28 protein-coding genes are annotated in these 23987 nt (G+C 74.0%); 12 read left to right on the top strand and 16 right to left on the bottom strand.

The annotated features are described in order from the left end of the window. Window positions 1–34 precede the first annotated feature (34 nt). Window positions 35–664 (bottom strand): response regulator, encoded by a 630-nt coding sequence (locus tag ACWEJ6_RS36010; protein WP_452429599.1) that lies wholly within the window; start codon window positions 662–664, stop codon window positions 35–37. Continuing rightward, on the bottom strand, window positions 661–1764 hold the full coding sequence (locus ACWEJ6_RS36005; RefSeq protein ID WP_452429596.1) for a sensor histidine kinase: 1104 nt from the start codon (window positions 1762–1764) through the stop codon (window positions 661–663). Before ACWEJ6_RS36005 ends, ACWEJ6_RS36010 begins: the two co-directional genes overlap by 4 nt. Before the next feature lie 87 nt (window positions 1765–1851). On the opposite strand from ACWEJ6_RS36005, the gene ACWEJ6_RS36000 reads away from it, so the two are divergent. After that, window positions 1852–2556 (top strand): ABC transporter ATP-binding protein, encoded by a 705-nt coding sequence (locus ACWEJ6_RS36000; protein ID WP_452429594.1) that lies wholly within the window; start codon window positions 1852–1854, stop codon window positions 2554–2556. Then, complete coding sequence (locus tag ACWEJ6_RS35995; protein ID WP_452429592.1) at window positions 2553–3293, top strand: ABC transporter permease; 741 nt, start codon at window positions 2553–2555, stop codon at window positions 3291–3293. The genes ACWEJ6_RS36000 and ACWEJ6_RS35995 overlap by 4 nt, the downstream gene beginning before the upstream one ends. Window positions 3294–3332: 39 nt before the next feature. Here ACWEJ6_RS35995 and ACWEJ6_RS35990 read toward each other — a convergent pair whose 3' ends face one another. Beyond that, on the bottom strand, window positions 3333–4169 hold the full coding sequence (locus tag ACWEJ6_RS35990; RefSeq protein ID WP_452429590.1) for an EamA family transporter: 837 nt from the start codon (window positions 4167–4169) through the stop codon (window positions 3333–3335). 117 nt (window positions 4170–4286) lie between these two features. Here ACWEJ6_RS35990 and ACWEJ6_RS35985 point away from each other — a divergent pair, with 117 nt between their 5' ends. After that, window positions 4287–4877: a helix-turn-helix domain-containing protein gene (locus tag ACWEJ6_RS35985; RefSeq protein WP_452429588.1), complete on the top strand. Its 591-nt coding sequence runs from the start codon at window positions 4287–4289 to the stop codon at window positions 4875–4877. A gap of 13 nt (window positions 4878–4890) precedes the next feature. Here the strand turns inward: ACWEJ6_RS35985 and ACWEJ6_RS35980 are convergent, their stop codons facing one another. The 3 genes from ACWEJ6_RS35980 to ACWEJ6_RS35970 are packed head-to-tail and all read right to left on the bottom strand — an operon-like array spanning window position 4891 to window position 7000. Continuing rightward, window positions 4891–5646, bottom strand: a complete 756-nt coding sequence (locus ACWEJ6_RS35980; protein ID WP_358293573.1) for a ZIP family metal transporter — start codon at window positions 5644–5646, stop codon at window positions 4891–4893. Window positions 5647–5690: 44 nt separating this feature from the next. Next, on the bottom strand, window positions 5691–6458 hold the full coding sequence (locus ACWEJ6_RS35975) for a cytochrome c oxidase assembly protein (protein ID WP_452429586.1): 768 nt from the start codon (window positions 6456–6458) through the stop codon (window positions 5691–5693). Further along, window positions 6455–7000 carry a DUF2243 domain-containing protein gene (locus ACWEJ6_RS35970; RefSeq protein ID WP_452429584.1) on the bottom strand — a complete coding sequence of 182 codons (546 nt, stop codon included), beginning with the start codon at window positions 6998–7000 and terminating at the stop codon, window positions 6455–6457. Before ACWEJ6_RS35970 ends, ACWEJ6_RS35975 begins: the two co-directional genes overlap by 4 nt. A gap of 154 nt (window positions 7001–7154) precedes the next feature. On the opposite strand from ACWEJ6_RS35970, the gene ACWEJ6_RS35965 reads away from it, so the two are divergent. The 3 genes from ACWEJ6_RS35965 to ACWEJ6_RS35955 all read left to right on the top strand — a co-directional run bounded on the left by ACWEJ6_RS35965 (window position 7155) and on the right by ACWEJ6_RS35955 (window position 9795). Beyond that, window positions 7155–7382 (top strand): hypothetical protein, encoded by a 228-nt coding sequence (locus tag ACWEJ6_RS35965; protein ID WP_387670264.1) that lies wholly within the window; start codon window positions 7155–7157, stop codon window positions 7380–7382. After that, window positions 7379–8095, top strand: a complete 717-nt coding sequence (locus ACWEJ6_RS35960) for a YqjF family protein (protein ID WP_452429581.1) — start codon at window positions 7379–7381, stop codon at window positions 8093–8095. The genes ACWEJ6_RS35965 and ACWEJ6_RS35960 overlap by 4 nt, the downstream gene beginning before the upstream one ends. A 161-nt stretch (window positions 8096–8256) precedes the next feature. Next, complete coding sequence (locus tag ACWEJ6_RS35955) at window positions 8257–9795, top strand: alpha/beta fold hydrolase (RefSeq protein ID WP_452429579.1); 1539 nt, start codon at window positions 8257–8259, stop codon at window positions 9793–9795. Between the two features lie 47 nt (window positions 9796–9842). On the opposite strand, the gene ACWEJ6_RS35950 is transcribed toward ACWEJ6_RS35955, so the two are convergent. Then, window positions 9843–11099, bottom strand: a complete 1257-nt coding sequence (locus ACWEJ6_RS35950; protein ID WP_452429577.1) for a cation:proton antiporter — start codon at window positions 11097–11099, stop codon at window positions 9843–9845. Between the two features lie 189 nt (window positions 11100–11288). On the opposite strand from ACWEJ6_RS35950, the gene ACWEJ6_RS35945 reads away from it, so the two are divergent. Then, the gene (locus ACWEJ6_RS35945; protein ID WP_364334489.1) at window positions 11289–11810 is read left to right on the top strand and encodes a snapalysin family zinc-dependent metalloprotease; all 522 of its coding nucleotides are present in this window, start codon (window positions 11289–11291) and stop codon (window positions 11808–11810) included. A 124-nt stretch (window positions 11811–11934) separates the two neighbouring features. Next, window positions 11935–13356 carry a hypothetical protein gene (locus ACWEJ6_RS35940; RefSeq protein WP_452429575.1) on the top strand — a complete coding sequence of 474 codons (1422 nt, stop codon included), beginning with the start codon at window positions 11935–11937 and terminating at the stop codon, window positions 13354–13356. Here ACWEJ6_RS35940 and ACWEJ6_RS35935 read toward each other — a convergent pair. Both ACWEJ6_RS35935 and ACWEJ6_RS35930 read right to left on the bottom strand, forming a co-directional pair. After that, window positions 13331–13861, bottom strand: coding sequence for a GNAT family N-acetyltransferase (locus ACWEJ6_RS35935; protein ID WP_358293562.1), 531 nt, complete (start codon window positions 13859–13861; stop codon window positions 13331–13333). The two genes, ACWEJ6_RS35940 and ACWEJ6_RS35935, sit on opposite strands and share 26 nt — an antisense overlap. 63 nt (window positions 13862–13924) lie before the next feature. Beyond that, window positions 13925–14524 carry a hypothetical protein gene (locus tag ACWEJ6_RS35930; RefSeq protein WP_387670251.1) on the bottom strand — a complete coding sequence of 200 codons (600 nt, stop codon included), beginning with the start codon at window positions 14522–14524 and terminating at the stop codon, window positions 13925–13927. A gap of 63 nt (window positions 14525–14587) precedes the next feature. Here ACWEJ6_RS35930 and ACWEJ6_RS35925 point away from each other — a divergent pair, with 63 nt between their 5' ends. Continuing rightward, complete coding sequence (locus ACWEJ6_RS35925; protein WP_452429572.1) at window positions 14588–15202, top strand: TetR/AcrR family transcriptional regulator; 615 nt, start codon at window positions 14588–14590, stop codon at window positions 15200–15202. Window positions 15203–15263: 61 nt separating this feature from the next. Further along, window positions 15264–15734 carry a nitroreductase family deazaflavin-dependent oxidoreductase gene (locus ACWEJ6_RS35920; RefSeq protein ID WP_452429570.1) on the top strand — a complete coding sequence of 157 codons (471 nt, stop codon included), beginning with the start codon at window positions 15264–15266 and terminating at the stop codon, window positions 15732–15734. 96 nt (window positions 15735–15830) lie between these two features. On the opposite strand, the gene ACWEJ6_RS35915 is transcribed toward ACWEJ6_RS35920, so the two are convergent. Together ACWEJ6_RS35915 and ACWEJ6_RS35910 are read right to left on the bottom strand one after the other, a co-directional pair. Next, a complete protein-coding gene (locus ACWEJ6_RS35915; protein ID WP_387670245.1) occupies window positions 15831–16238 on the bottom strand; it encodes an ATP-binding protein in 408 nt (135 codons plus the stop codon). 185 nt (window positions 16239–16423) lie between these two features. Beyond that, a complete protein-coding gene (locus tag ACWEJ6_RS35910; RefSeq protein WP_387670243.1) occupies window positions 16424–16975 on the bottom strand; it encodes a helix-turn-helix domain-containing protein in 552 nt (183 codons plus the stop codon). A 72-nt stretch (window positions 16976–17047) separates the two neighbouring features. Here ACWEJ6_RS35910 and ACWEJ6_RS35905 point away from each other — a divergent pair, with 72 nt between their 5' ends. Then, on the top strand, window positions 17048–17884 hold the full coding sequence (locus ACWEJ6_RS35905) for an alpha/beta fold hydrolase (protein ID WP_452429568.1): 837 nt from the start codon (window positions 17048–17050) through the stop codon (window positions 17882–17884). On the opposite strand, the gene ACWEJ6_RS35900 is transcribed toward ACWEJ6_RS35905, so the two are convergent. The 4 genes from ACWEJ6_RS35900 to ACWEJ6_RS35885 form a co-directional block, all read right to left on the bottom strand. Continuing rightward, window positions 17874–18416, bottom strand: coding sequence for a cysteine hydrolase family protein (locus ACWEJ6_RS35900; protein ID WP_387670239.1), 543 nt, complete (start codon window positions 18414–18416; stop codon window positions 17874–17876). The two genes, ACWEJ6_RS35905 and ACWEJ6_RS35900, sit on opposite strands and share 11 nt — an antisense overlap. A 64-nt stretch (window positions 18417–18480) precedes the next feature. After that, entirely contained in the window at window positions 18481–19701 is a 1221-nt protein-coding gene (locus tag ACWEJ6_RS35895; protein WP_452429565.1) for a glycoside hydrolase family 75 protein, read from the bottom strand. Between the two features lie 11 nt (window positions 19702–19712). Next, entirely contained in the window at window positions 19713–20219 is a 507-nt protein-coding gene (locus ACWEJ6_RS35890) for a CBM35 domain-containing protein (RefSeq protein WP_452429563.1), read from the bottom strand. 17 nt (window positions 20220–20236) lie between these two features. Beyond that, a complete protein-coding gene (locus ACWEJ6_RS35885; RefSeq protein WP_452429561.1) occupies window positions 20237–22645 on the bottom strand; it encodes a PQQ-dependent sugar dehydrogenase in 2409 nt (802 codons plus the stop codon). 311 nt (window positions 22646–22956) lie between these two features. Here ACWEJ6_RS35885 and ACWEJ6_RS35880 point away from each other — a divergent pair, with 311 nt between their 5' ends. Continuing rightward, complete coding sequence (locus ACWEJ6_RS35880; protein ID WP_452429559.1) at window positions 22957–23430, top strand: N-acetyltransferase family protein; 474 nt, start codon at window positions 22957–22959, stop codon at window positions 23428–23430. Between the two features lie 13 nt (window positions 23431–23443). On the opposite strand, the gene ACWEJ6_RS35875 is transcribed toward ACWEJ6_RS35880, so the two are convergent. Next, a complete protein-coding gene (locus tag ACWEJ6_RS35875) occupies window positions 23444–23893 on the bottom strand; it encodes a DUF6789 family protein (protein ID WP_452429557.1) in 450 nt (149 codons plus the stop codon). Window positions 23894–23987 lie beyond the last annotated feature (94 nt).

Below are 23987 nucleotides of genomic sequence, written 5' to 3'. Positions count from 1 at the left end.
CAATGAATAGTCGCGCAAGCGGAACCGGCGGGCCTCACACGAGGCGGGCCTCGTAGGCGGCGATGACCAGGTGCACGCGGGTGCGGGCGCCGAGTTTGGTCAGCAGGCTGCTGACGTGCGTCTTGACCGTGCTCATGCTGACGAACAGGGCGCCGGCGATCTCCGCGTTCGACAGGCCCCTGGCGACCAGGACGAGCACTTCGCGCTCGCGTTCGGTGATGTCCAGGCCGCCGTCCCCGGACGGGGGACGCACGTAGCGCTCGACCAGCCGCCGCGTCGCGGTCGGCGCCAGCAGCGACTCGCCGGACGCGACCACGGCCATGCTCCTGATCAGCTCGGCCGGTGGCGTGTCCTTGAGCAGGAAGCCCGCCGCGCCCGCCCGGAGCGCCCCGTAGACGTAGTCGTCGAGGTCGAAGGTGGTCACGATGAGCACGCGCGTCTCCGGCCGGTCCGCGCAGATGCGGCGGGTGGCCTCGATGCCGTCCATCTCCGGCATGCGCACGTCCATCAGCACCAGGTCGGGACGGTCGCGTCCGGCCGCCATCACCGCCTGCGCGCCCGTGGCGGCCTCGCCGACCGCCTGGAACCCCGGCGTGGAGTCGATCAGCCGCCGGAAGCTCGCCCTGATGAGCGCCTGGTCGTCGGCCACCAGCACCCTGATCACAGCGGCAGCCTCGCCCTCACCCGGAAACCGCGCACGGGACGGACGCCCGCCTCGAACTCGCCCCCGAAGACGCGCACGCGCTCGCGCAACCCGGTCAGGCCGTGCCCGTACGGCCGCGCCCGGCCGCGCGTGCCGTCGTCGGTGACCTCCACGGTCAGTGCGTCCGGGAGGCGTTCGATGCGGACGAGGGCGTGCCGGGCGCCGGCGTGCTTGAGCACGTTGGTCAGCGCCTCCTGGACGATCCGGTAGACCGTCGGCCCCAGCTCGCCGTCCACGGGGCCGTCGATCGACAGCTCCACCTCCAGGCCCGCCGCCCTGGTCCGCGCGACGAGCGCGTCGAGATCGGCCAGGCCGGGGGCCGGGGCCAGCTCGGCCGCGTCGTCCTCGCGCAGCACGCCGAGCAGCTGCCTGGTCTCCCGCAGGGCCGACCTGCTGGTCTCCTCGATCGAGGCGAGCGTGCGGCTCATCTCCTCCGCCCCGCCCACGTGTCCCGCCACGCCCGCCTGCACCGCGATCGTGCTGAGGCTGTGGCCGATGACGTCGTGCAGCTCCCGGGCGATCCGCAGCCGCTCGGCGACGGCCTCCGCACGGGCCCGCTCCTCCGCCTGCGCGGCCAGCTGCCCGGTGTAGAGCCCGCGCTGGCGTACGGCCGTGCCGGCGGCCCACGCGGCGAGCAGGATCGCCAGCGCCAGCCCGAGCCGGTCGCGGACCGCGGCCGTCAGGGGGACCTCCGCCACGCCCTGCGCGGCGACCGCGCCCGCCACCAGCAGCGGCAGCACGGCCCTGCTCCGCGTGGCCAGCGTGTACAGCACGAGCGGCAGGCAGAGCAGCTCGGCGTGGGGAAGCAGGAACTCCCGCATGCCCAGCCCGCCGAGCAGGACGACCACGAACACCGGCCCCGGCCACAACCGCCTGACCGCCACGGGCAGCCCGGCCGCCAGCGCCGCCGCGAAGTCCAGGACACCGGGCTCGGCCGGGTTCCGCGACGAGGTGAGCCCGGCGTAGCCGAGCGCGACGACCAGCGCGACGACGGCGTCGAGGGAAATCCAGCCCCATGCGGGCACCCGGTTCAGCAGCGGCGGACGGATCTGTTGGCGCACGGTGCGAACCTAACCCGGCGGCCACGCCGCCCGTATCGGTCCCAGGACCGATGCGCGCCGGGCCGGGGGCCGTGGAGGGTGAGGAACATGATCGAAGTCACCGGACTCACCAAACGCTTCGGCCGGACCCCGGCCGTGCAGGACCTCACCTTCACGGTCCGGCCCGGCCGGATCACCGGCTTCCTCGGCCCGAACGGCGCCGGCAAGACCACCACCATGCGCGTGCTCCTCGGCCTCGAACGGCCCACCGCCGGACGGGCCACCGTGAACGGCCTGCCCTACCGCGCGCTGGACCGGCCCCTCACCCAGGTCGGCGCGCTGCTGGACGCCTCCGCCGTGCAGGGCGGGCGGCGCGCGGAACAGCACCTGTGGTGGCTGGCCCGCTCCAACGGCCTCGACCGGGCCCGCATCGGCCCCCTGCTGGAGCTCGTGGGGCTCGGCGGATCGGCGGGCCGGCGCGTCGGCGGGTTCTCGCTGGGCATGAAGCAGCGGCTCGGCCTCGCCGCGGCGCTGCTCGGCGACCCCGAGGTGCTGGTGCTCGACGAGCCGGCCAACGGGCTCGACCCCGAGGGCATCCGCTGGATGCGCGGCCTGCTCAGGACGCTGGCCGCCGAGGGGCGCACCGTGCTGGTGTCCAGCCACCTCATCGGCGAGATGGCGGTCACGGCCGACCACCTCGTCGTCCTGGCGGGGGGCAGGCTGCGCGCCGACGCCGCGCTCGGCGAGCTGGTCGGGCCGGGCGGCTCGCTGGAGGAGACGTTCATGGAGCTCGTCGGAAGGGGGGAGCGGTGAACGCGCTCGCGGCCGAGTGGATCAAGTTGCGGACCCTGCGTTCCACCTGGTGGGCGCTCGGCGTCGGGGTGCTGGTGTCGCTCGCGCTCACCGTGCTCGGCGCCGCCACCGTCATCTCGCGCTGGGACCCGGGCCGCACGGGGGACCAGGCGGCCATGGGGGTCGTGGTCGCCGTGTACGTGGGGGTGGTCCTGGCCCAGCTCCCGCTCGGCATGCTGGGCGCGATGACCGCCAGCGGCGAGCACACGTCCGGCATGATCGACGTGACGTTCGTGGCGATGCCGTCGAGGGTGCGCGTGCTGGTGGCCAAGGCGGTCGTCCTGGGCGGCGTCGCGGTGGCGGGCTCGCTGCTCATCGCGGTGCCCGGCTACCTCTACGGGCGGTTCGTCGCCGCGGAGTTCCACCCGTCGTCGCTGCCCGCCGGGGCCTGGACGGTCGTCGCCGGCGGCACGCTCATGATCGTCGTGGCCACCCTGCTCGGGCTGGCGCTCGGCACGGTCCTGCGCAACGGCGCGGTGGCGACGGCGGCGCTGGTGGTGATCGTCCTGGTGGCGCCGTTCGCCGCCCGCGTGCTGCCGGGCGGCGACGTGGTCAACCGGGTCCTGCCCGGGTACCCGGCCCTCCAGCTGATCGAGCAGGTGCCGGACGTCATGCCGACCTGGGCGGCGTTCGCCGTGCTCGGCGCGTGGGCGGTGGTCCCGCTGTCCGTCGCCGTGGTCGCCGCCGCGCGTTCCTGACGCCGCGCGCCCCCGGCCGGGCAGGGCTTGGGGCAGGGTTCAGGGCAGGGCGAGGAGGCTGACGGCGAGGGCCGCGGCGCCCAGGCCGACGAGCTGGCCGCGGTGGATGCGCTCGGCGAGCACGCCGCGGGCGAGCAGCACCGTGCCGGCCGGGTAGAGGGCGGTCACCACGGCCACCACGGCCAGGTCGCCGCTGCGGGCCGCGAGCAGGAACAGCAGGTTGGCCACCGAGTCCAGCACGCCCGCGCCCGCCGACAGCGCGTACGCGGGCCGCTCGGGGCCCAGCCGGCGGCGCAGCAGCCCGGCCGCGGTCAGGGTGACGGCCGAGGAGACCGCCCGCCCCACGATCAACGGCGCCACCCCGCTGTCGGACGGCGCCTGGTGCAGGAAGACGAGCTGGAGGGCGATCGCCGACCCGGCGCCGAAGGCCAGCAGCAGCGCCGTCCGCGACGGACGCGCCGACCCCGCGCCGTGCCCCGCGCTGACCAGGACGACCGCCACCAGCGCGAGCGGCAGCCCCACCAGCCCGGCGGCCGACAGGTGCTCGCCCTGGAGCAGCCCCACGGCGACGGGCAGCGCGGCCGACACCAGCGCGGTCACCGGCGACAGCACGTTCATCGGGCCGATCGCCAGCGTGCGGTAGAGCAGGGCGAACACGGCCGCCGAGGCGACGCCCGAGGCCGCGCCCCAGCCGAGCGCGGCGGGGCTGAACGACGCGCCGAGCATCGGCCACAGCAGCAGCTCGACCACGAGGCTGGCCGGGGCCGCGACCATCACGGTACGCAGCACGTGGGCCCTGCGGGCGCCCAGGCCGCCGAGGAAGTCGGCGCAGCCGTAGGCGAGCGAGCTGCCCAGGGCCAGCAGCAGAGCGATCACGACACCTCCCGGACATTCAGCGGAACGACCAAAGAGTACATTAGAATGACTACCGGAGCACAACGGACCGACCGCGCAGTACATTCGACCGGTCCGCCCCGCGAGGAAGGTGAACAGATGGCCGAGCCGGCCAGCGCCCTGCGCACGGTCGCCCACAACGTCAAGGCCGCCCGCACCCGCGCCGGCCTGTCCCTGGAGGAGCTCGGCCGGCGCGCCCAGGTCAGCAAGGGCGCGCTGGTGGCGCTGGAGAAGGCGCAGGGCAACCCCAACCTGGCCACGCTGGTCCGGCTGGCCGACACCCTCGGCATCTCGGTCTCCGCCCTGATGCAGGGGCCGCCGGAGGGCCGCCTGCGCGTGGTGGCCGCCGACGCGGTGGCCCCCTTGTGGACCGGGCCGCGCGGCGGCCAGGCCCGGCTCATGCTGACCACCACCGGCCCGGCCCCCGTCGAGGTCTGGCGCTGGCGGCTGGAACCCGGCGAGGAGTACCCCAGCCAGCCCCACCAGGCCGGGGTGGTGGAGACCCTCAGCGTCGTCTCCGGGCGGATGACGCTCGTCCTCGACGGCGCCGAGCACCCCGTCGAGGCGGGCCAGACCGCCACCTTCGACGGCGACGCCCCGCACGGCTACCGAGGCGAGGGCGACGGCACCTGCGACGTGATCATGACGGTCCACCTCCCTCCGGGCCCCTGGACCGCCGGCCGGCCGTGAGCCGCGCTCGCCGTCAGGAGGCCAGGCGCTCGATGGCGAAGGCGGACAGGAAGCCCACGGTGGTGATCAGCCCGGTGAGGACGTGCGCCTGCTCGAACGCCTCCGGGATCATGGTGTCGGCCACCATGGCCAGGATGGCGCCGGCCGCGATCGCGGTGATCAGCGCGATCGCCTCGGGGGAGGCCGACCGGAGGGTCAGGTAGCCGATCATGGCCGCCACGCCGCTGACCACGGCGATGCCGCCCCAGACGCCGAACACGTACGCGGGGCTGCGCCCGGCCCGTCGCATGCCGGCGGCGCTGGACAGGCCCTCGGGGACGTTGGAGACGAACACCGCCGCCACGACGGCGAGGCCGATCTCGCCGCCGTGCAGCAGGGACAGCCCGAGCACCACCGACTCCGGGATGCCGTCGAGCAGCGCGCCGACGGCGATGGCCGCGCCGCTGCCCTGCGCGTCGGCCTCGCTGGGCTGCTGGTCGCCGGAGCGTTTGCGGTGCCGGGCGCCGTGCCGCGCCAGGATCGCGTTGGCCGCCACGTACGCGCAGGCTCCCGCCAGGAAGCCGACGGCGGTGGGCAGCAGCCCGCCCGACCGTTCGGCCTCGTCCAGCAGCTCGAAGGAGAGCGCCGAGATCAGCACCCCGGCGCCGAAGGCCATGACGGCGGCGATCGCCCGCGCCGGGACCCGCACCAGCATCGCCACGGCCGCGCCGAGGACCAGCGCGCCTCCGGCGACCAGCCCCCACGTCCCCGCCTCCAGCCACTCAGGCATGTGCACCGATCCCTCTCGCCGTCCTCGTCCCCAGGTTCTCTCGCCTACGCCCTTCCCGTCACCCGTGCCCGGGGCCGCACCGGGCGCCAGCCGGTCGCGAGGGCCACGGCGAGCAGCAACTCGGCGATGTCGCCGCCGTAGTACATGATCTCGGCCGCGCCGCGCCGCTGGTCCGCCGGCACGGGCAGGTCCACGCCGATCCCGGCGTACATGAGCTGGGACAGCCCGCTGTGCACCGCGATCGCCACGCCGAGCACCACCAGCCGGGCCGGCACCGAAGGGCGGCGCGGCGCGGGGTCCGGCCCGGCGATCGCCCAGGCGAACAGGCAGCCGGACAGCAGGAAGTGCGCGTGGAGGGCCGCATGCAGCCAGGGGTCGCCGGTGGCCAGGTCGTACAGCGGGGTGCAGTACAGAACCACCATGCCGCCCACGCTCAGCACCAGCGCGGTGACCGGGTGGGCGACGAAGTGCGCCGCCCGGCCGCGCAGGAACCCGCCGAGCCGGCGGGCGTGGGCGGCGGGCAGGCAGCGCAGCAGCAGCGTCATCGGCGCGCCGAGCACCAGGCAGAGCGGGGCCAGCATGCCGATGAGCAGGTGCTGGAGCATGTGACCACGGAAGTCGGCGGCGGCCCACGCGGCGACCGGCCCGGTGAGGGCCACCGCCGCCAGCGCGAGTCCGGCGAGGAACGCGACCGGGCGCCGCCTCTTCCAGGGGCTCGCGCGTCCGGCCAGCACCAGGTAGCCGGCCGCGCTCAGGGCCGCGAGCAGCAGGACCGGCGCCGACGCGCCGCCGTGATGGTCGTGGCCCGTCATGTCCTCGTGGTCCGCTCGTGGCCGGCGCACAGGTCCAGGCGTCCGCCGCCGCGTCGCAGCATCCAGCCGCCGAGCACGAGCAGCCCGCCCAGGACCAGGAAGCCCAGGTCCCACCAGAGCTGGTACGGCCCGGTGCGCACGTGGTGGATGCCCAGCAGGTGGTGGTCGATCAGGCCTTCCACCAGGTTGAACAGGCCCCAGCCGGTGACGATCCAGCCCCAGAGCGTGCGCGACTGCCAGACCCGGCCGCGCGAGGTGGTGACGCGGGAGTAGAGCAGGCCGAGCCCGACCAGCACCGCGAGCCAGGTGAAGGTGTGGAACAGCCCGTCCCACAGGGTGTTCATGCGCAGCCCCGGGACGGTGTTCACGGGGTAGGGGCGCAGGCCGAGGTTGTCGGCGCCGGTGCTGCTCAGCATGTGGTGCCACTGGAGGACCTGGTGCAGCAGGATGCCGTCCACGAAACCGCCCAATCCCACCCCCAGGGCCGTGCCGGGCAGCGCCAGGGCCGTCTTGCCCGTCGTCTCGGGGGCGGCTGCGGTCATGGTTCCTCCTTGCGTCGGGGCGTGGGCTACCCGGAAGGAGACGCGGCACGCCTGTCCCGCGGACGACCGGAAGCCTGCGGGATCGGGTGAAGATTGAGCCGGGAAGCCCCGGGTAGGGCAGGCGGCGGTCCGCCCCCGTCGTGAGGAGACTTGGATGGAGCACCGCCACACCCCTTGCACCCCGCGTCCGGCGCGACAGCTCTACGAGATCACCGCCCTGGACGCGGCGGGCGACCGCTGGCACACCATCGGCTGGGGGATCGACCAGGCGGAGGCCGAGTCGGCCGCGCGGGCGTGCGTCACCCGGCCGGTCCCGCCCTACCGGGCCGCCCGGATCCGGCGCGACGGCCGGGTCCTCGCCGAGCACCGCCGCAGCGCGTGAAGGCGCCGCCGTCGCCGCGCGTGGCGCTGCCGGTGATGTGCCACCGGTGGGCGCACATCACGTTCCTGCACTGGCGCTACCCCGTCGAAGTGGTCCGCGAGCTGGTGCCGGACGAGCTCGCCGTCGAGACCATGGACGGGTCGGCGTGGGTGGGGGTGACGCCGTTCCTCATGGAGGACGTACGGGTGCCCGGCCTGCCCGCCGTGCCGTGGTTGTCGGCGTTCCCGGAGACCAACTGCCGCACGTACGTCCGGGACGCGCGCGGCCGTTCCGGCATCTGGTTCCTGTCCCTGGACGCGGGACGGCTCCTGGCCGCGCTCGGCGGACGCTCCGGCTACCGGCTGCCCTACCACTGGTCCGACATGTCGGTCCGGATCGACCGGCAGCGCCGCCGCTACCGCTGCCGCCGGCTGTGGCCGGGGACGCGGGGCGTGCGGTGCGACGTCGAGGCGGAGGTGGGCGGCGTCCTGCGGGAGGACGAGCAGGACGAGCTCGCGCACTTCCTGACCGCCCGCCACCGGCTGTTCACCCGGGTGGCGGGCCGGCTGGCCGCGGCCGAGGTCGAGCACCCGCCGTGGCCGCTGCAGCACGTCGAGCTGACCGGCCTCGACCAGGACCTGCTGCGGGCCGCCGGCCTGCCCGGCCCGGCCGGCCCGCCCCTCCTGCACGCCTCACCGGGCGTGGACGTACGCGTCGGCATGTGGTCGTGGTGACCTGACGAGGGGCGCGGCGGGTCCAGGCCAGGTACCAGGCGGTGGCCGGAGGGGCCGCCGAGCGGAAGGTCCTCAGGGATGACTCCGGTCTCCTCCTCCAGTCGGATGGTCTTGTCGGAGGAACTGATCGATGATCAGGTCCCCGAACGATTGGAGTCGCGATGCGAAGACCAGTCCTGATCCTCACCCTCTTATCGGCCCTCGCCGCGCCGCTCGCGCCGGTCCCCGCGGCCGCCGCCACCACCGGTGCCACAGCCGCCCCGGCCGTGCGGTGGGCGCCGTGCGCGGAGGACCCCGCGGCCGACTGCGGGACGCTGACCGTGCCGGTCGACTGGAACGACCCGCGCGCCGGGACCTTCGAGCTGGCCCTCGCCCGGCGCCGGGCGAGCGACCCGGCCGCCCGCATCGGGTCGCTGGTGATCAACCCCGGCGGCCCCGGCGGCTCCGGCGTGGACGCCGTGGTGAACAACTGGCTCAGCTTCACCCCCGAGATCACCAGCCGCTTCGACGTGGTCGGCTTCGACCCGCGCGGCGTGGGCCGCAGCCATCCCGTCACCTGCTCGCTGGAGCTCGCCCAGCAGGCGCCCGACCCGCTGTCGATCAAGGACCAGGCCGGCTGGGACGCCCTGCTCGCCTTCAACCGGCGCTACGGCGAGGACTGCCGCCGGCGCACCGGCCCGCTGTTCGACAACGTCCACACCGGGTACGTGATCCGCGACCTCGACGCCCTGCGCGCCGCCCTCGGCGACGACAAGCTGACCTACTACGGCGTCTCGTACGGCACCCTGATCGGCCAGCTCTACGCCGAACGCTACCCGCGCCGCGTCCGCGCCCTCGCGCTGGACAGCAACATGGACCACAGCCTGGGCACCCAGGCGTTCCTGGACACCGAGGCCTGGACCTCCCAGGACTCCTTCAACGAGTTCGTGGCCTGGTGCGGCCGGACCGACTCGTGCGCGCTGCACGGCAGGGACGTCCGCGCGGTGTGGCACGAGCTGCTGGCCAGGGCCGACCGGGGCGAGCTGACCTTCCCCGGGCAGCCGGACGTCAAGCTGCGCAGGCTCGACCTCATCGGCCTGGCCTTCGGCGCGTTCTACGGCCCGGCCTGGAGCCAGCTCGCCCAGCTGCTGGCCGCCATGGAGAGCGGCGCCGGCCCGGTCAGCCCGCTCTTCGCGCCGCCCGTCCGGGCCGCCGGGGAGACCGTCAACGACGCGAGCTTCGTCTTCTGCCAGGACTACGCGCTGCCCGTCCGCGGCTACCGCGACTGGGACCGGCTGCTCCGCAGGTCGGCGGCCCTCGCGCCGGACATGCTGGTCAGCGCCGCGGCGCACCCGCTCGCGCTGGCCTGCCAGGGCACGGCCACGCCCAACCGGCAGCACCGGCTCAGGGTGGACGGCTCGCCGGCGCTGCTGCTCGGCAACGCCCTGCACGACCCGGCCACGCCGTACGTGTGGGCGGCCTCCACGGCGCTGCAGGCCGGCCGGCAGGCCCGGTTGCTGACCTACGAAGGGTGGGGGCACGGCATCTACGGGCGCGGCGAGTGCACGACGGCCGCCTTCGACCGCTACCTGCTCTCCCGTGACCTGCCCGCCCAGGGCGCCCGCTGCCCGGCCGTCCCGCCGGACGAGACGGCGCTCAGGCGGGTCCCGGGCCCGAGCCCGCTGCCCGGCCGCCCCGGGTGGACGTCCGTCCTGCGGTAGCCGGATGGCGACGCGGCCTCGCGGCCCCCTCTCCGCGAGGCCGCGTCCTACCCCCGGGCGCCCGTGGTCAGGCGCTCGCGGAGGGCGTCGAGGCGGGCCATGGCCGGGGTCGCGGTGATGCCGTGCAGGACGACCGAGAGCACCACGGTGAAGGCCGTCACCGCCCACAGCTCCTCGGGCGGCACGCCGAAGTCGGCGTGGCCCAGCGCGTACGCCAGGTAGAACAGCGACCCCACCCCCCGGATCCCGAACAGCGAGATGACCCGGCGCTCGCGGGGGCCGGCCGGGCCACGGACCTGGGAGAGCCAGCCCGCCAGCGGCCGGATGACCAGGATCAGCAGCACCCCGACGAGGGCGCCGCGCCAGGTGAGCGGGGCCAGGCCGCCGGCGGCGACGAATCCGCCGAGCAGGAGCAGCAGCCAGGAGGTGAAGAGCCGTTCGAGCTGCTCGACGAAGCCGTGCAGGACGTTGTTGTAGCCGTGTCCGTGCTCGACCCGGCGGATGGCGCAGGCGGCGACGAACACGGCGATGAAGCCGTAGCCGCTGACCAGCTCGGTGACCCCGTAGGCGAGCAGGGTGGCGCCCAGGGCGACGAAGCCGTCGCGGCGCTCGGCCAGGCGCAGCTCCTCGGCGGGGGAGTGGAAGAACAGCCGGCCGAGCAGGCGGCCGATCAGCAGGCCGCAGACGACCCCGGCGACGATCCGGTAGAGCACGTCCGTCAGCGCCCACTCGCCCGTCCAGCCCAGGCCGCCGGCGGTGGCCAGGGCGATGGCGGCGTACACGATGGGGAAGGCCAGCCCGTCGTTCAGGCCCGCCTCCGAGGTGAGGGCGAAGCGGACCTCGTCGTCGGCGTTCTCGGCGTCGGCGGGCTCGCCCACGCTGACGTCGGAGGCGAGCACCGGGTCGGTCGGCGCGAGCACGGCCCCCAGCAGCAGCGCGGCGGCGACGGGCCAGCCCAGCACGCCGGTGGCCGCCGCCGTGACCCCGGCGACGGTCAGCGGCATCGCCCAGCCGAGCAGCCGCCAGGTCGTCGACCAGCTCCGCAACCCGATCCGCCGGTTGAGCGCCAGCCCCGCGCCCATGAGCGAGACCAGCACGCAGATTTCGGTGATGTGCTCGACGGCCGCCCGGTGGGCGACGGGATCGGGCTCGGGCAGCCCGATCGGCAGCAGGTACAGCCCCATGCCGCCGAGCAGGTAGACCAGGGGAGGGGAGAAGGCCCGGCGGGCGAGCAGGCCGGGCAGGACGGCGGCGAGCAGCGCGGCGGCGCCGCCGAGGGCCAGGACGAGATCGGGGGTGGACATCCCGGCCCCACTGCCCTGATCAACTCAGGACAATCTTCCTTTTATGCGCGCAAACCGCTCAGTATCGCTCGGATCAACAAGCCGGCACCGTCGTCGGCATATCGCGGCAATATGCACTAATAGCTACTTTTCGCACCCCTGGCTGCGCGCCTACCGTGACAGGACCCCCCAACTTCTGGAGGAGGATCCGTGTCAAGGTCTCTCCGTGTCACGCTCTCCGTCGTCCTCGCCCTCTCCTTCCTGCTGGTCACCTCCCCGGCCCAGGCCGCCGTGCTGGTCCGGGTGCTGCGGTACGACGCCTCCCGGTCGGCGGAGTTCGTCACCGTGATCGACCAGGCCGCCCAGGTCTGGAACGCGAACGTGGTGAACGTCCGGCTCATGCAGGGCACGCCCGCCAGCTTCGTCGTCCTGGCCGACAACAACTGGCCCAGGACGCTGCCCACCAGCCTCGGCCGCGGCACGATCTGGATGGGCCGCCAGGCGGTCAACCAGGGCTACTACCCGCTGCGGATCGCCACCCACGAGATCGGCCACATCCTCGGCCTGCCGGACCGGCGCACCGGGCTCTGCGGCGACCTGATGTCCGGCTCCAGCGCCCCCGTGAGCTGCACGAACGCCACCCCCAGCGTGGCCGAGCGGGCCGAGGTGGACCGCAACTTCGCCGGCAGCGCGCCCGCGGTCGAGTTCGGCCGCGTCCACGAGGACCGCTGACCTCCAACGCGCCCGACAGGCTGTGTCGCTCCGCGCCGCCCCGCCGGTTCGTCCGGCGGGGTTGGCCGGAGGGCCGTGATCGTATTGTCTGGGAGCAATCGCCCCCCGACGTGAGGATCAGCGCATGCCCCGTTCGAGAGCCGTCCTGTCAGCCCTCGCCGCCGCGGCCTCGGTCCTGACGGCGGGCGGATCGGCCGAGGCGGCGGCGGACGTGCCGTTACCCTCGGCGGTCTTCCGCGCCACGCACAACAGCTACTCGGGCAACATCGCCGGCGCGAGGAACTCGATCGCCTACCAGCTCGACCACGGCGTCCGCTTCGTCGAGCTCGACGTGCACGACAACGGGTACGCCACCGCCCGCGACTACTCCGTCGGCCACGACGCCCCCGGCGACGAGGTGGACCACGCGGGCAACCCGGCCTCCAACCTCCTCGGCGACTGGCTCGCGGTGATCGCCGGCTGGTCGGCGGCCCATCCCGCGGCCGCGCCGATCGTCGTCGCCCTCGACCTCAAGGACGACCTGACCGACAACCCGTCCTATGCCGCGGGCAACCCGGCCGCGCTGAACGACGAGCTCGTCGCCGCCTTCGGGCCGCGGCTGCTGCGGGCCGAGGACTACCCGGCCGCCCCGCCCACCGTGGACGCGCTGCGCGGCCGCGTGCTCCCGGTGATCTCCGGCGACGGCACGACCCGCACGCTGTACAAGCGCGACCTCGGCTCGAACCCGGCCGTCGCGGCCAACGCCCGCGGCCAGGTCGTGGAGGTGCACGACTCGGGCGCCGGAGCGCTGTGGTACTGGACCGGCGCGTACGGCGCCGACGGCCGGGTGACCTGGCTGCGCCACGGCAGGTACGACAGCGGCGTCACCCCCGCCGTCGCCCTCAACGACAACGGCGACCTGGTCGAGGTCCACCAGTCGCAGAACGCCACCACGCTCTGGTACCGCGTGGGACGCCTGGACGCCGCCGGCGAGATCACCTGGTCCGCCAGTCGCCAGTACGACAACGGCGTGCTGCCGACGATCCGCTTCACCGACGCGAACGGGACCCGGCTCCGGGAGATCCACCGCAGCCAGAGCAACAGCCAGAACTGGGAGTGGTCCGGCACACTCGACGCCGGCGCGGCGAGCGTCACGTGGAGCGGCAACGCCAGGACCTCCGACGCCCGCCACGACAAGACCACCTCCTACGGCGGCGCGCCCCGCGTGCACGTGTGGACCGGCGCCGACGGCCCGACCCCGTCGCGGACCCTGCGGGTGGACACCGACGCGTTCACCGGGGACCGCATCCGCCACCGCCAGGTCGCCTTCGCCGAGTTCCAGCAGGGCGACAGCGCGGAGCTGCGGCAGGACGCGCTGTTCTACGCCGCGCCCGCCGGGCAGTCGTCGTTCATCACCGACGCGCGGCGGGCGGGCCGGCTCGTCCGCGGCTGGGACTTCGACTCGGCGGGCCAGACGACCGATCCGCCGGCGAACTACCCGGCCACCAACCATCCCTACGACGCCTGGTACCAGGACCTGCTCACGCGGACGGGCGCGGTGGAGTGACCGGCGGACGGCGGCGGGTCAGCACGCGGGTGGTGCCGCCGTCGTCCTCGGTGATGTCGCGCACGTGCTCGAAGCCGAGCTTGCGCAGCACGGCCAGCGAGGCGAGGTTGTCCGGCGCGACGGTGGCGTGCACCTCGGTCAGGCCGAGGGCGTCGAAGCCGTGGCCGACGATCGCCTCGGCCAGCTCCCGGCCCAGGCCCGCCCCCCACACCGCGGGAACCAGCGCGTAGATGAGCTCGTGGCCCGACACGGTGTCGGTCGGCTTGATCTCGGCGTGCCCGACCAGCTCGCCGTCCCGGCGTACGGCCCAGACGGCGAACAGGTCCTGGGCGTAGACCTTGCTGAAGATGCGGCCGAACAGCGCGCGGTCCTCGGCCTCGGTGGCGGTGCCGTCCCCCATCCAGCGCGTGACCCGTGGATCCTGGAACATGGCGACGAACGCGTCCTCGTCGGCGGGGACGTACGGCTCCAGCAGCAGCCGTTCGGTGCGCAGAGTAGGGGTCATGAACGGCGAACCTACTCGAACGCCGCGCGCCCCGACGACTCATTTTCGCCGGGGCGCCGCAGGTCACGCCTCCAGTTCGGCCGCCCGGCGCAGGTCCTTCGGCCGGCCCAGGGCGCGGCGCATCCGGATCAGGTCCTCCCGGGAGACGTAGTGGACCTCCAGGCCGCCGGGGCCGGTCGCGGTCAGCGCGCGGTCCAGGCACTCGCCGACCCGAAGCCCGCCCCAGGGGAGCGCCGGGGTGCAGCAGTCGCCGCCGGCCCCCGGCGAGGCGAACTGCGTCTTCGGGCGCAGCAGGGAGTCCGGGTGCAGGGGCAGCGGGCCGCCCGTCTCGTCGGCGAGCCGGGCGCCGACGGAGGCGAAGGCGGCGGCCAGGGCCGGGGCGTGGGCGGGGCGGCCGTCCCAGAGCAGGTCAAGGTCGCCGGTCAGCTCGGCGGAGCCGTGCATGATGCCGGCGACCTGCCCGATCACCACGGCCCGGACGCGATGCCGGTGCAGGGCTTCGAGCAGGGGGAACGGGTCGAAGCCGAGGGCGCCGTCGGTGCCGATGGTGCCGGCGTCGTCGTCGGCGTCCTCGTGGCCCACGCCGGTGGCCCCCCGGTCCAGGGCCAGTTCGCGGGTACGTCGTGCGGCGGCGCGGAGGCGGTCCAGCGGTTCGTCGATCATCCGGACATGCAACACCGGCCGCCGCCGTGGCGCACGCGATTTTCCCCATGCTAACTTGGCCGCATGACCAACTTGGCCGATCGGCCAAATTCGGCGCGCGGCGACCGCCGTCGTGAGCAACTGGTGGAGACCGGGGTCGCGCTGCTGGGCGAGCACGGGTGGCCCGGCGTCACCACCCGGGCCGTGGCCGAGCGGGCCGGCACCAACCCCGGCCTGATCCACTACCACTTCGGCGGGCTGCCCGGCCTGCGTGAGGCGATCTTCCGCCGCGCCACCGACCTCGTCGTCGGCCCGCTGGTCACCGAGCTGCTGGCCGCCGGCGACGAGCGCGCCGCGCTGGCCCTGCTGCGCGGCCTGCCGGCCCAGGCGGCGGCCGACGGGCCGACGACCCGGCTGGCCGCCGAGCTGATCGTGGGCGCCACCCGCGATCCGGCCCTGGGCGCCGTGCTGCGCGACGAGCTCCGCCGGGCCCGCGGCCGCATCGCCGCCCGCCTCGGCCGCCTGCGCCCCGGCTGGCCGGCCGACCGCCTCGACGGCGTCGCCACGCTCGTCACCGCCGCGATCGACGGGCTGATGCTGCACCACATGATCGACCCCGCCCTCCCCGTCGGCGCGGCGCTGTCGGCGGTGGAGGACCTGCTGGAGGCGGGCGAGTCGGCCGCGTCGCCGCCCGGCTGACGGAGACCGTCCTCGACCGGGCCGTCCAGGGCCCGCCACCCACCACGGAAGGAGACCGGCCATGGAGATCGTCAGCAGACCGGACCCGCCGACCGGGCTGCGCCGCCGGCTGTGGCGGCTGCCCATCCTGCTGTACCGTCTCGGCCTCGGGCCGCTGCTCGGCGGCCGCGTCATGCTGCTCACCCACACCGGACGCGTCTCGGGCCTGCCCCGCCGGGCCGTCATCGAGGTCGTCCAGCGCGACGGGCAGGGCTACGTGGCCGCCTCCGGCTTCGGCCCCAAGGCCGACTGGTACCGCAACGTCATGGCCACCCCGCAGGTGAGCCTGCAGGTCGGCGGCCACCGCTGCCGCGCCACGGCGGTGCCGCTGGAGCCCGGCGAGGGCGCGGACATCATGGCCCGGTACGCCCCCCGCCACCCGGCCGCCGCCCGCCGGCTCTGCCGGATCATGGGCTTCGCCGTCGACGGCGGCGTGGACGACTACCGCGAGGTGGGCAGCCGCATCCCGTTCGTCCGGTTCGTTCCGGGCTGATCGGCGAAGCCGTCCAGAGCCTTCAGGATCTCGTCGCGGAAGGCGCCGCTCCCGGTGTGCCCCGAGTCCTCCACGATCACCAGGCGGGCCCCGCCTTCACGGCTGCCCGTCCAGGTCCGCGGGGGCGCGGCGGATGAACAGCTCCAGCCGGGAGCGGCCGTCCGGGTGGTCGAGCGTCACCCGGTCGCACACGCGCTGCATCATCCACAGCCCCATGCCGCGCTGCGGCGGCCAGGCCGGGACGCGGTCGAGGTGGGCGTGCGTCAGGGTGCCGCGCTCGTCGATCACGTGCACCGTCACGCCGTCCTCGTCGCTGCGGGCGCTCACCGTGCCGGGCGCCTGGGCGTGTTCCAGGACGTTGCCGGCCGCCTCGCTGACCGCCAGCACCAGCCGTTCCACCCGCTGCCTGTCGAGCCCCGCCTCCAGGGCGAAAGCGCTGACCAGGCCCCGCAGGTGAGCCAGGTTCGTACCGATCGGCACGTGCAGCCCGAAGGACTCGCCCATGGTCACCGCCTGATTCGTCCCGTTGGTCGGTACCGGCCCTCGCCGCGAACGAGCGGAGTGTGCATGCGGCCGCTCACCCGTCAGTGAGCAAATCCTAAGCACCCTGATACGACATTCGGCCGGAAATTCCGCGAAACCCCTCCGAGGGGCGTGCCGCGCCTGCCCAGGATGGGGACGACCTCGGGCTACCGGCCGGTTCCGTGCGCGGGCGGCTCGCCGGAGGGGAACAGGATCGCGCTGAGCAGGTAGGGGGCGCGGCCGGGGGCAGGGGCGTTGCCCAGCCGGTCGCCCAGCACCGCCAGCAGGTCGGTCAGCATCGCGGCGAGCTCGCCGGGGCTGAGCCACACGGTGCCCTGCCGGTAGGAGACCGAGTCGGCGACCGGATCGGCGCCCTCGCGGCGCAGGTAGGCGTCGAACTCGGCGATCAGGACGGCCATGGCGGCGGCGAACCCCCTGCGGTGGTCGTCGAGCGACATCGACGCGGCGGCCCCCGCGTCGATCGCGGGACGGTCCTGGCGCAGCCGGTAGCGGCGCTCGGTGGCCCCGCGTACGCGCTGCTCGCCCTCGACCTCCAGGAACCCGCCCTCGGTCAGGTGCGCGACCTGGCGATAGACGGTGATCTTGGGAACCTCGGGCATGCGGGCGCAGAGCTGCGCGATCGTCATCGTGCCCGCGGCCGCCACGGCGTGCACGATGCGCAGCCGTACGGGGTGCAGCAGCTGCTCGACAGGGTCCATGGCCTAACGATTTCATATGAGATACCGTTATCCAAAATGAAAACGTTCGGTTCGCGGAGCGGAGGAGGCGGCATGCGGGACGTGCCGGGGCGGACGGTGCCGGTGAACGGCCGGCACGTCTATGTCGAGGAGACCGGTGAAGGCCCCTTACCGGTGGTGTTCGAGGCCGGCGGGGGCTGCGGGCGCACCTGCTGGGACGCGGTGACGCCGCTGCTGGCGAGCAGGGCGCGGCTGGTGACCTACGACCGGGCCGGGCGCGGGCGCAGCGGCCCCGCCACTGGGCCGCTCGGCATCGACGACCTGGCGGCCGACCTGGTCGCGATGACCGAGGCCGTCGTGCCGGGGGAGTTCGTGCTGGTCGCGCACAGCATGGGCGGGCTGGTCGCGCGCCGTGCCGCCGAGCTGCTGGGGCCCCGGCTGCGCGGGCTGCTGCTGGCCGACGTCCTGCCGGAGACCTCGCCGGTGTACGACACCTGGGACCGGACCGCCGCGCAGGTCGACCGCGTGATGGCGGTGACGCAGGCGCTCAGCCGGTTCCGTCCGGCGGCGCGGCTGTTCAGCGGGAACGTCCGGCGGCTGTTCCCCGCCGACACCTACCGGACCATGCTCGCCGAGGACTTCACCCCCGCCGGGGTCGCCCGGACGCGCCAGGAGATCCGGGCCGTGGCCGCCGCCATCCCGGAGTTCCGGGCGCGGCCCCCTCGGCTGCCGCGCTGCCCGACGATCGTGTTGTCGGTGACCCGCGCCGCCCGAGGGCGGGAGCGCCGGCACGCCGCCAACCGCGAGCACCAGCGCCGCTACGCCGACAGCCTGCCCGACGGACGCCACGAGGACGTCCTCTCGGGCCATCTGGTCCAGGCCGAGCAGCCGCACCTCGTCGCCGACCGCACGGCCGAGCTCATCGGGTGAAGCAGTCGCCGGACGGGGTGAGCCGGGCGGACATGTTGCGTTCCATCATGTTCAGCGCCGCCTGCCCGAGATCGTGGTGGATGGCCGCCACGCAGTCGGGCGGCACGGTCAGCTCGTAGTGCCGCACGTACGCGTCCAGCGCGCTGTACAACACGCACTGCTCCGTCACCTGCCCGGCCAGGACGACCCGCTCGACCCCGCTGTGCGACAGCAGGTACTCCAGCGACGTGCCGAAGAACGCGCTGTGCCGCACCTTGGGCAGGAACGCGCATCCCGGCGGCGGCAGGACCGGCTGCACCAGGTCCGGCCGCCGGCCCTTCATCGCCCGCTCCTCGATCTCCCGCCGGTCGGCGGCGAAGTCGCCGTAGTTGTCGTTGACGTAGACCAATTCGACGTCGTCCCGCTCGCGGGCCCGCGCCACCAGGTCCGCGAGCGGCTCGACGATCGGCTCCACCTGCCGGGCGAGCAGCTCGGCGTCCTGGTGCTCGTACGGGTTCAGCATGTCGATGACGACCAGCGCAGATCTTGCCATAACCCCTGTCCTGTCCAGCTACCTGCTGTTTTATCCAGGACAAATCGGGGCATGGCGGGGTTGGTCAGTTCTGGTCGATGAACCGCTGGGCGAGGGTCCGGCCCAGCGTCACGGCCTGGTCGTGGTTCTCGATGGCGGCCACCTTCGTCCCGGAGCCGGTGAACGCGATGTACGTGACGCCGGAGTCGGTGCCGCCGTTGCTCGGGTCGGGGTTGATGCCGAGGTCGGCGGCGGTGCGGTAGGAGGCCTCGCCGATGATCCCCGACGGGCCCGTGTCGCCCGTGACCGCGTACTCGACCTGGCCGTTGTAGATGACCGCCACCACCGTCCCGCAGCCGATGCCCTTGGTCCGGTAGTCCCAGATCGAGCTGGGGCTCGGCACCACCACGTAGGGGAGCTGCGCCGCGTTGAGCGGCGTGTCCGAGGTGGTGTGGCAGAACGTCTCGGCCTGGAAGCAGCAGTCGGTGCTCTCGTTGCACTGCGCGGTCCGGACGCCGTCGCAGTCGATGTCCAGGTCGCCCTTCCAGAACACGCCGCCGGTCTTGCCGCACACCGCGACGGTCGCGGAGGAGACGTCGGAGTCGGTCTTGTACTTGCCGTTGGAGATCTGGGCGCACGTGGTGACCTTGGCGAGGAGCTGGTCGGCGGTGGGCCCGCCGGCGCCGCCGGTCGTGGTGCCGGTGACCGCGGCGCTGTGCCCGGACTCGTTGCCCGCCGCGTCCACCGCCGTGATCGTGTACGTGTGGGCGGACCCGGCGGCCAGCCCCGCCACCGTGGCGCTCGCGGTGGGCGAGGTCGCCACCACGGTCGTGCCCTCGTAGACGCGGTAGCCGGTGACGCCCACGTTGTCGGTGGAGTCCGTCCAGGCCAGGGAGATGCCGGTGGCCGAGACGCCGGTCACCCGCGGGCTCGCCGGCACGGTGGGCGCCTGGCCGTCGGCGCCGCCGGCGCCGCTGACCGACAACCTGTCCACGTTCGGGCCGCCCTCGGCGCCGGTCCCGGTCGCGCGGACGGTGTTGACGCCGGCGTTCAGCGTCACCGTGGCGCGGACGTCGGCCCAGGTGTCCCAGCCGCCGGTGCCGGGGAAGGCCAGGCCGGTCACCGCGGTGACGCCGTTGACGGCGACGTCCATCGGGCGGCCGGCGGCGGTGCCGTTGGCGTAGCGGAAGGTCAGCGTGTGGCTGCCGGCCTCGGCGACGTTGACCGACCACTCGATCGAGCCGCCGGGGGCGTTGACGTAGTCGACGAACCCGGCGCCGGTGTAGCCGGTGTGGTTGGTGGCCACGCTCGCCCCCGTCAGCGTCGCGGCCTCGGCCTGGTACTCGGTGGCCGGGGCGTCGGCGGTCGTGGCCTCCAGTTGGGGTTGCCGCCCGCGGACGCGGCGGTGACCCGGATCTTGTTGTCGCCCCGGTTCAGGGCGGCGGTGAGGGTGGAGGTCGCCCAGGTGTCCCAGTTCGCGGTCGCGCCGAACGAACGCCCGGCGGACACGACCGTGCCGTTGACGGAGACGTCGGCGACACGGGCCGAGCCGGTGCCGTTGGCGTACCTGATGGCCAGGGTGGCGGTGCCGGCCGCCGGGGCGTCCACGGTCCACTCCGTGTACGGGCCGGCCGCGTTGACGCTGTTGACGAAGCCGGTGCCGGAGAACCCGGCGTGGTTCGCCTCGACGGCGCCCTGGACGTTGGTGGCGTTCTCGGCCTCGTAGCGCACGGTCGCCGCGCGCGCGGGCAGCGCCACGAGCGCGGAGACGGCCAGGCACGCGGCGGCGACCGGGACGAGGGTGCGTAAGCGGGTTGCGAGCACGGTCACTCCTCGGGGGGCTATTGGATGGCGGAGCGGCGGATCGTGTCGGCGCTGCCGTCGCCGTTGTTGTCGGAGTTGGTCGAGCCGAACCAGATGGCGGCGGCGCCCGGCACCTTCTCGACCACGCGCAGCCTGCCGTACGTGCCGTTGAAGTAGGAGTTGACCGTCGAGACGTTCTCGCCGTTCAGGACGATGCGCCACAGCCGCTGCCCGCGCAGCGCCGCCATGAAGACCGTGTTGCCGACGATCGCGATGCCGCTCGGCGAGGCCTCGGCGACGCCCCAGGTGTACTTGGGGTTGGTCATGCCGGAGGCGGTGCAGGTGCCCTCGCAGGTGGGCCAGCCGTAGTTCTTGCCGGGCTGGATCAGGTTGAGCTCGTCGCGCGCGGAGTTGCCCAGCTCCGACGACCACAGCCGGCCCGCGGAGTCCCACGCCAGGCCCTGCGGGTTGCGGTGGCCGTAGCTGTAGACGCGGGTGCCGAACGGGTTGCCGGGCGCGGCGGCGCCGGTCCTGGTCAGGCGCAGGATCTTGCCGTTGAGCGAGTTCAGGTTGGGCGCGTTGGCCGACTGCTGGGCGTCGCCGGTGGTGGCGTACAGGTAGCCGTCGGGGCCGAAGCGGATGCGGCCGCCGTTGTGGTACCGGTTCTTGTCGATGCCCTGGAGGATCGTGGTGTAGCCGCTGAGCGTGCTGCCGTTGAAGTTCATCTTCGCGATGCGGTTGCCCTCGGCGGCGGTGTGCATGAAGAACACCTCCTGGTCGGTCGTGCCGTTCCAGGTGGGGGAGAGGTCCAGGCCCATCAGGCCGCCCTCGCCGTCGGTGGTCTGCACGTTCGGCACGGTCCCGACCTGCGTCTTCGTGCCCGACGGTGTCACCTTGAACACCTTGAACGTGTCCCGCTCGGTGACCAGCGCGAACGAGCCGTCCGGCGTCCAGGAGGCGTCCCAGGGCACGTCCCAGCCGCCCGCGACGGAGGTCGGCGTCTGGGGCACGGTCCCGCACCCGCCCGTGGTGAACGCGGCCGACGCCGCGCTCGGCGCGGAGAGCTGGCCGGCGGTGTCGCGGGCGACGACGTCGAGCTGGTAGGTGCGCGCGCACTCCAGCGGCACGCTCGTGCTGGTGGCGGGCGGTGCGCCGGTGACGGTGGCCAGCACGGCGCCGGAGGCGTGGTCGCGGACCAGGTAGGCGCGCACGCCGCCGTCGTCGGTGGAGGCGGCCCAGGTGACGGTCGCCGACGTGGGCTGGACGCCGCTGACCGCGGGCGTGCCGGGCGGCGAGGGCGGGTCGTCCGGCGGCGCGGGCAGCGTGCGGCAGGCGGCCTCGGGGCTGCTCAGCGAGACGTTGCCGGAGGCGTCCCGGGCGAACACCGACAACTGGTAGCCGAAGTCGGGGGTCAGCCCGGTCAGCGTGGCCGGCGGCGCGGGGGCGGTGGCGATGAGCTGGCCCTGCTGGTAGATGTCGTAGGCCACGACGCCGATGTCGTCCGTGGCGGGCGGCCAGTCCAGCTTCAGGCTGTTGTGGGTGATCTCGCCGCACACCGGCTGGCCGGGCGCGGTCGGCTTCTGGGTGTCGGCCGGTCCGCTGACGCGCAGCCGGTCGAGGTTGGGGCCGCCGTCCGCGGTGGTCGCGGTGGCCCGTACGGTGTTGGCGCCCGCGTTCAGGGCGGCGTTGAGCGTGACCTCGTTCCAGGTGGTCCACGCGCCGGTGCCGGGGAAGGAGCGGGTGCTGGCGGCGCCGTTCACCGAGATGCTCAGCGGCCGGTCGATCGTGGTGCCGTTGGCGTAGCGGAAGGTCAGGCTCTGCGGGCCGGTGGCCGCCGCGCTGACCTGGAACTCGACGTACGAGCCGGTCGCGTTGTCGTAGTTGACGAAGCCGGAGCCGGTGTAGCCGGCGTGGTTGGACTCCACGACGCCCCGCGCGATCGTGGCGGTCTCGGCCTGGTAGTCGGTGAAGCCGCTGACCTGGACGTCGGCGTCGAGGTAGTCCCAGTTGGGGTTGCCTCCGGCGGTGGCGGCGGTGGCCCTGATCGTGTTGGGGCCCGCCTTGACCTGGGCGGTCAGCGTGACCGTGGCCCAGGTGTCCCAGTTCGCGGTGGGGGCGAAGGCGCGGGAGGCGGCCACGACCGAGCCGTTGACGGCGAGGTCGGCGGGCCGGTCGCCGGTGGTGCCGTTGGCGTAGCGCAGGGCCAGCGTGGCGGTCCCGGCGCCGGGCGCGTTGACGGTCCACTCCGTGTAGGAGCCGGCGACGTTGTCGCCGTTCACGAAGCCGCTGCCGGAGTAGCCGGTGTGGTTGGACTCGACGGCTCCCTGCGAGAGCGTCGCGTTCTCGGCCTCGTACCTGGTGGGGGCGGCGTCGGCGGGGCCGGCGGGCACGGCCAGCGCGCCCGCGACCAGCGCGAGGACGCATAACCGGGGCTTCCACGAGTTCATCGGGTGGCTCCTGGGGGGTGAGCGGCTTTTCATCGTGTTCCCACAGGGAGTCACACCCGTCAACAAGTTGTCGATCTTGGAACGCTCCAACTTTAGGAAACTTTACTAACTCGGCCCGGAGGAGACATCGGAGGTGCGGACGGCCGTGGACAGACATCCGTGCGAGATGTATGCCTGAAGCAGATGGGAGGTCGGACCTGTGATCGTCACCCTTCGGCGGGAGCCCCGCGCCATGCAGCCCGGAAACCGACGTCAACGCTCACCCCCGGCGGCTGGACAGCCGCGCGGTCCTGCCGGGACGATATGTGATCATGGACCAGAACGACCCCGGGAAGCCGCGCCTGCGGCCCGCCGAGCCCGATGACCACGGCCGCATCGTCGCCGTGCTGGACGACTGGTGGGGACGGCCGATCAGCGCCGGGCTGCCGCGCCTGTTCCTCGACCACTTCCACCGCACCAGCCTGGTGGCCGAGGACGACGACGGCCTGGCCGGGTTCCTCGTCGGGATCCTGTCGCCCTCGACGCCCGGCCTCGCCTACGTGCACTTCGTCGGCGTCGCGCCACGCCTGCGCGGCGGCGGCCTGGCCCGCCGCCTCTACCGGCGCTTCTTCGCGCTCGCCACGGCCGACGGACGCGACCGGGTCAGGGCGATCACCTCCCCGGTCAACACCGCGTCCATCGCCTTCCACGCCGCGATGGGCTTCACGGTCACCGGGCCCGTCCCGGACTACGACGGCCCCGGCCTCGACCGCGTCGTCTTCGAGTTGCGGCTCCCGCCACGCTGACGGCCGCGCCCGCTCATCGGGGGTCCGTACGGGCGTTGAGCCGGTTCAGGGTCGCCGCGAGGGCCGATCCGTAGACCACGTGCCCGAGGGCCATCACCGCGGGACGGCCGGGCCGGTCGCGGGAGACCGGCGGCAGGATGTCCAGGCTCGGGATCCAGCCCTCGTAACTGGCGATCCAGATCGTCAGCGCGTACCCGACGCCCAGCGCGGACGGGGTGCGGCGCCCGCGGGTGAGCAGGCCGTACAGGGCTCCGGCGGTGACGCCGAACCCCAGGTGGGCCAGCGCCCCCACGACCCCCTCGCCCGGTTTGGGGCGGTGCCGGTGGCCGGGCAGCAACGCCCGCGCGATGCGTTTCGGCGGCTGGTCCTCCATCAGGCCCGCCCGGCTGCCGGCGAGCATCACCGCGCTCATCGCCGCGGTGGCCACGGCGCCGCCCGCGGCGCCTTTCATGAGGTTGCGCATGCGAAGTCCGGTGCCCGGGACGGAACGCCGGAAACCGGCCATGACCCGGATCACGGCCGTCGGCTGACATGCCGGTCGGCCGGCGGGGCAGGAG

Source organism: Nonomuraea sp. NPDC004702 (genome assembly GCF_053601695.1).
This window is presented reverse-complemented; position numbering and strand designations above follow the sequence as displayed.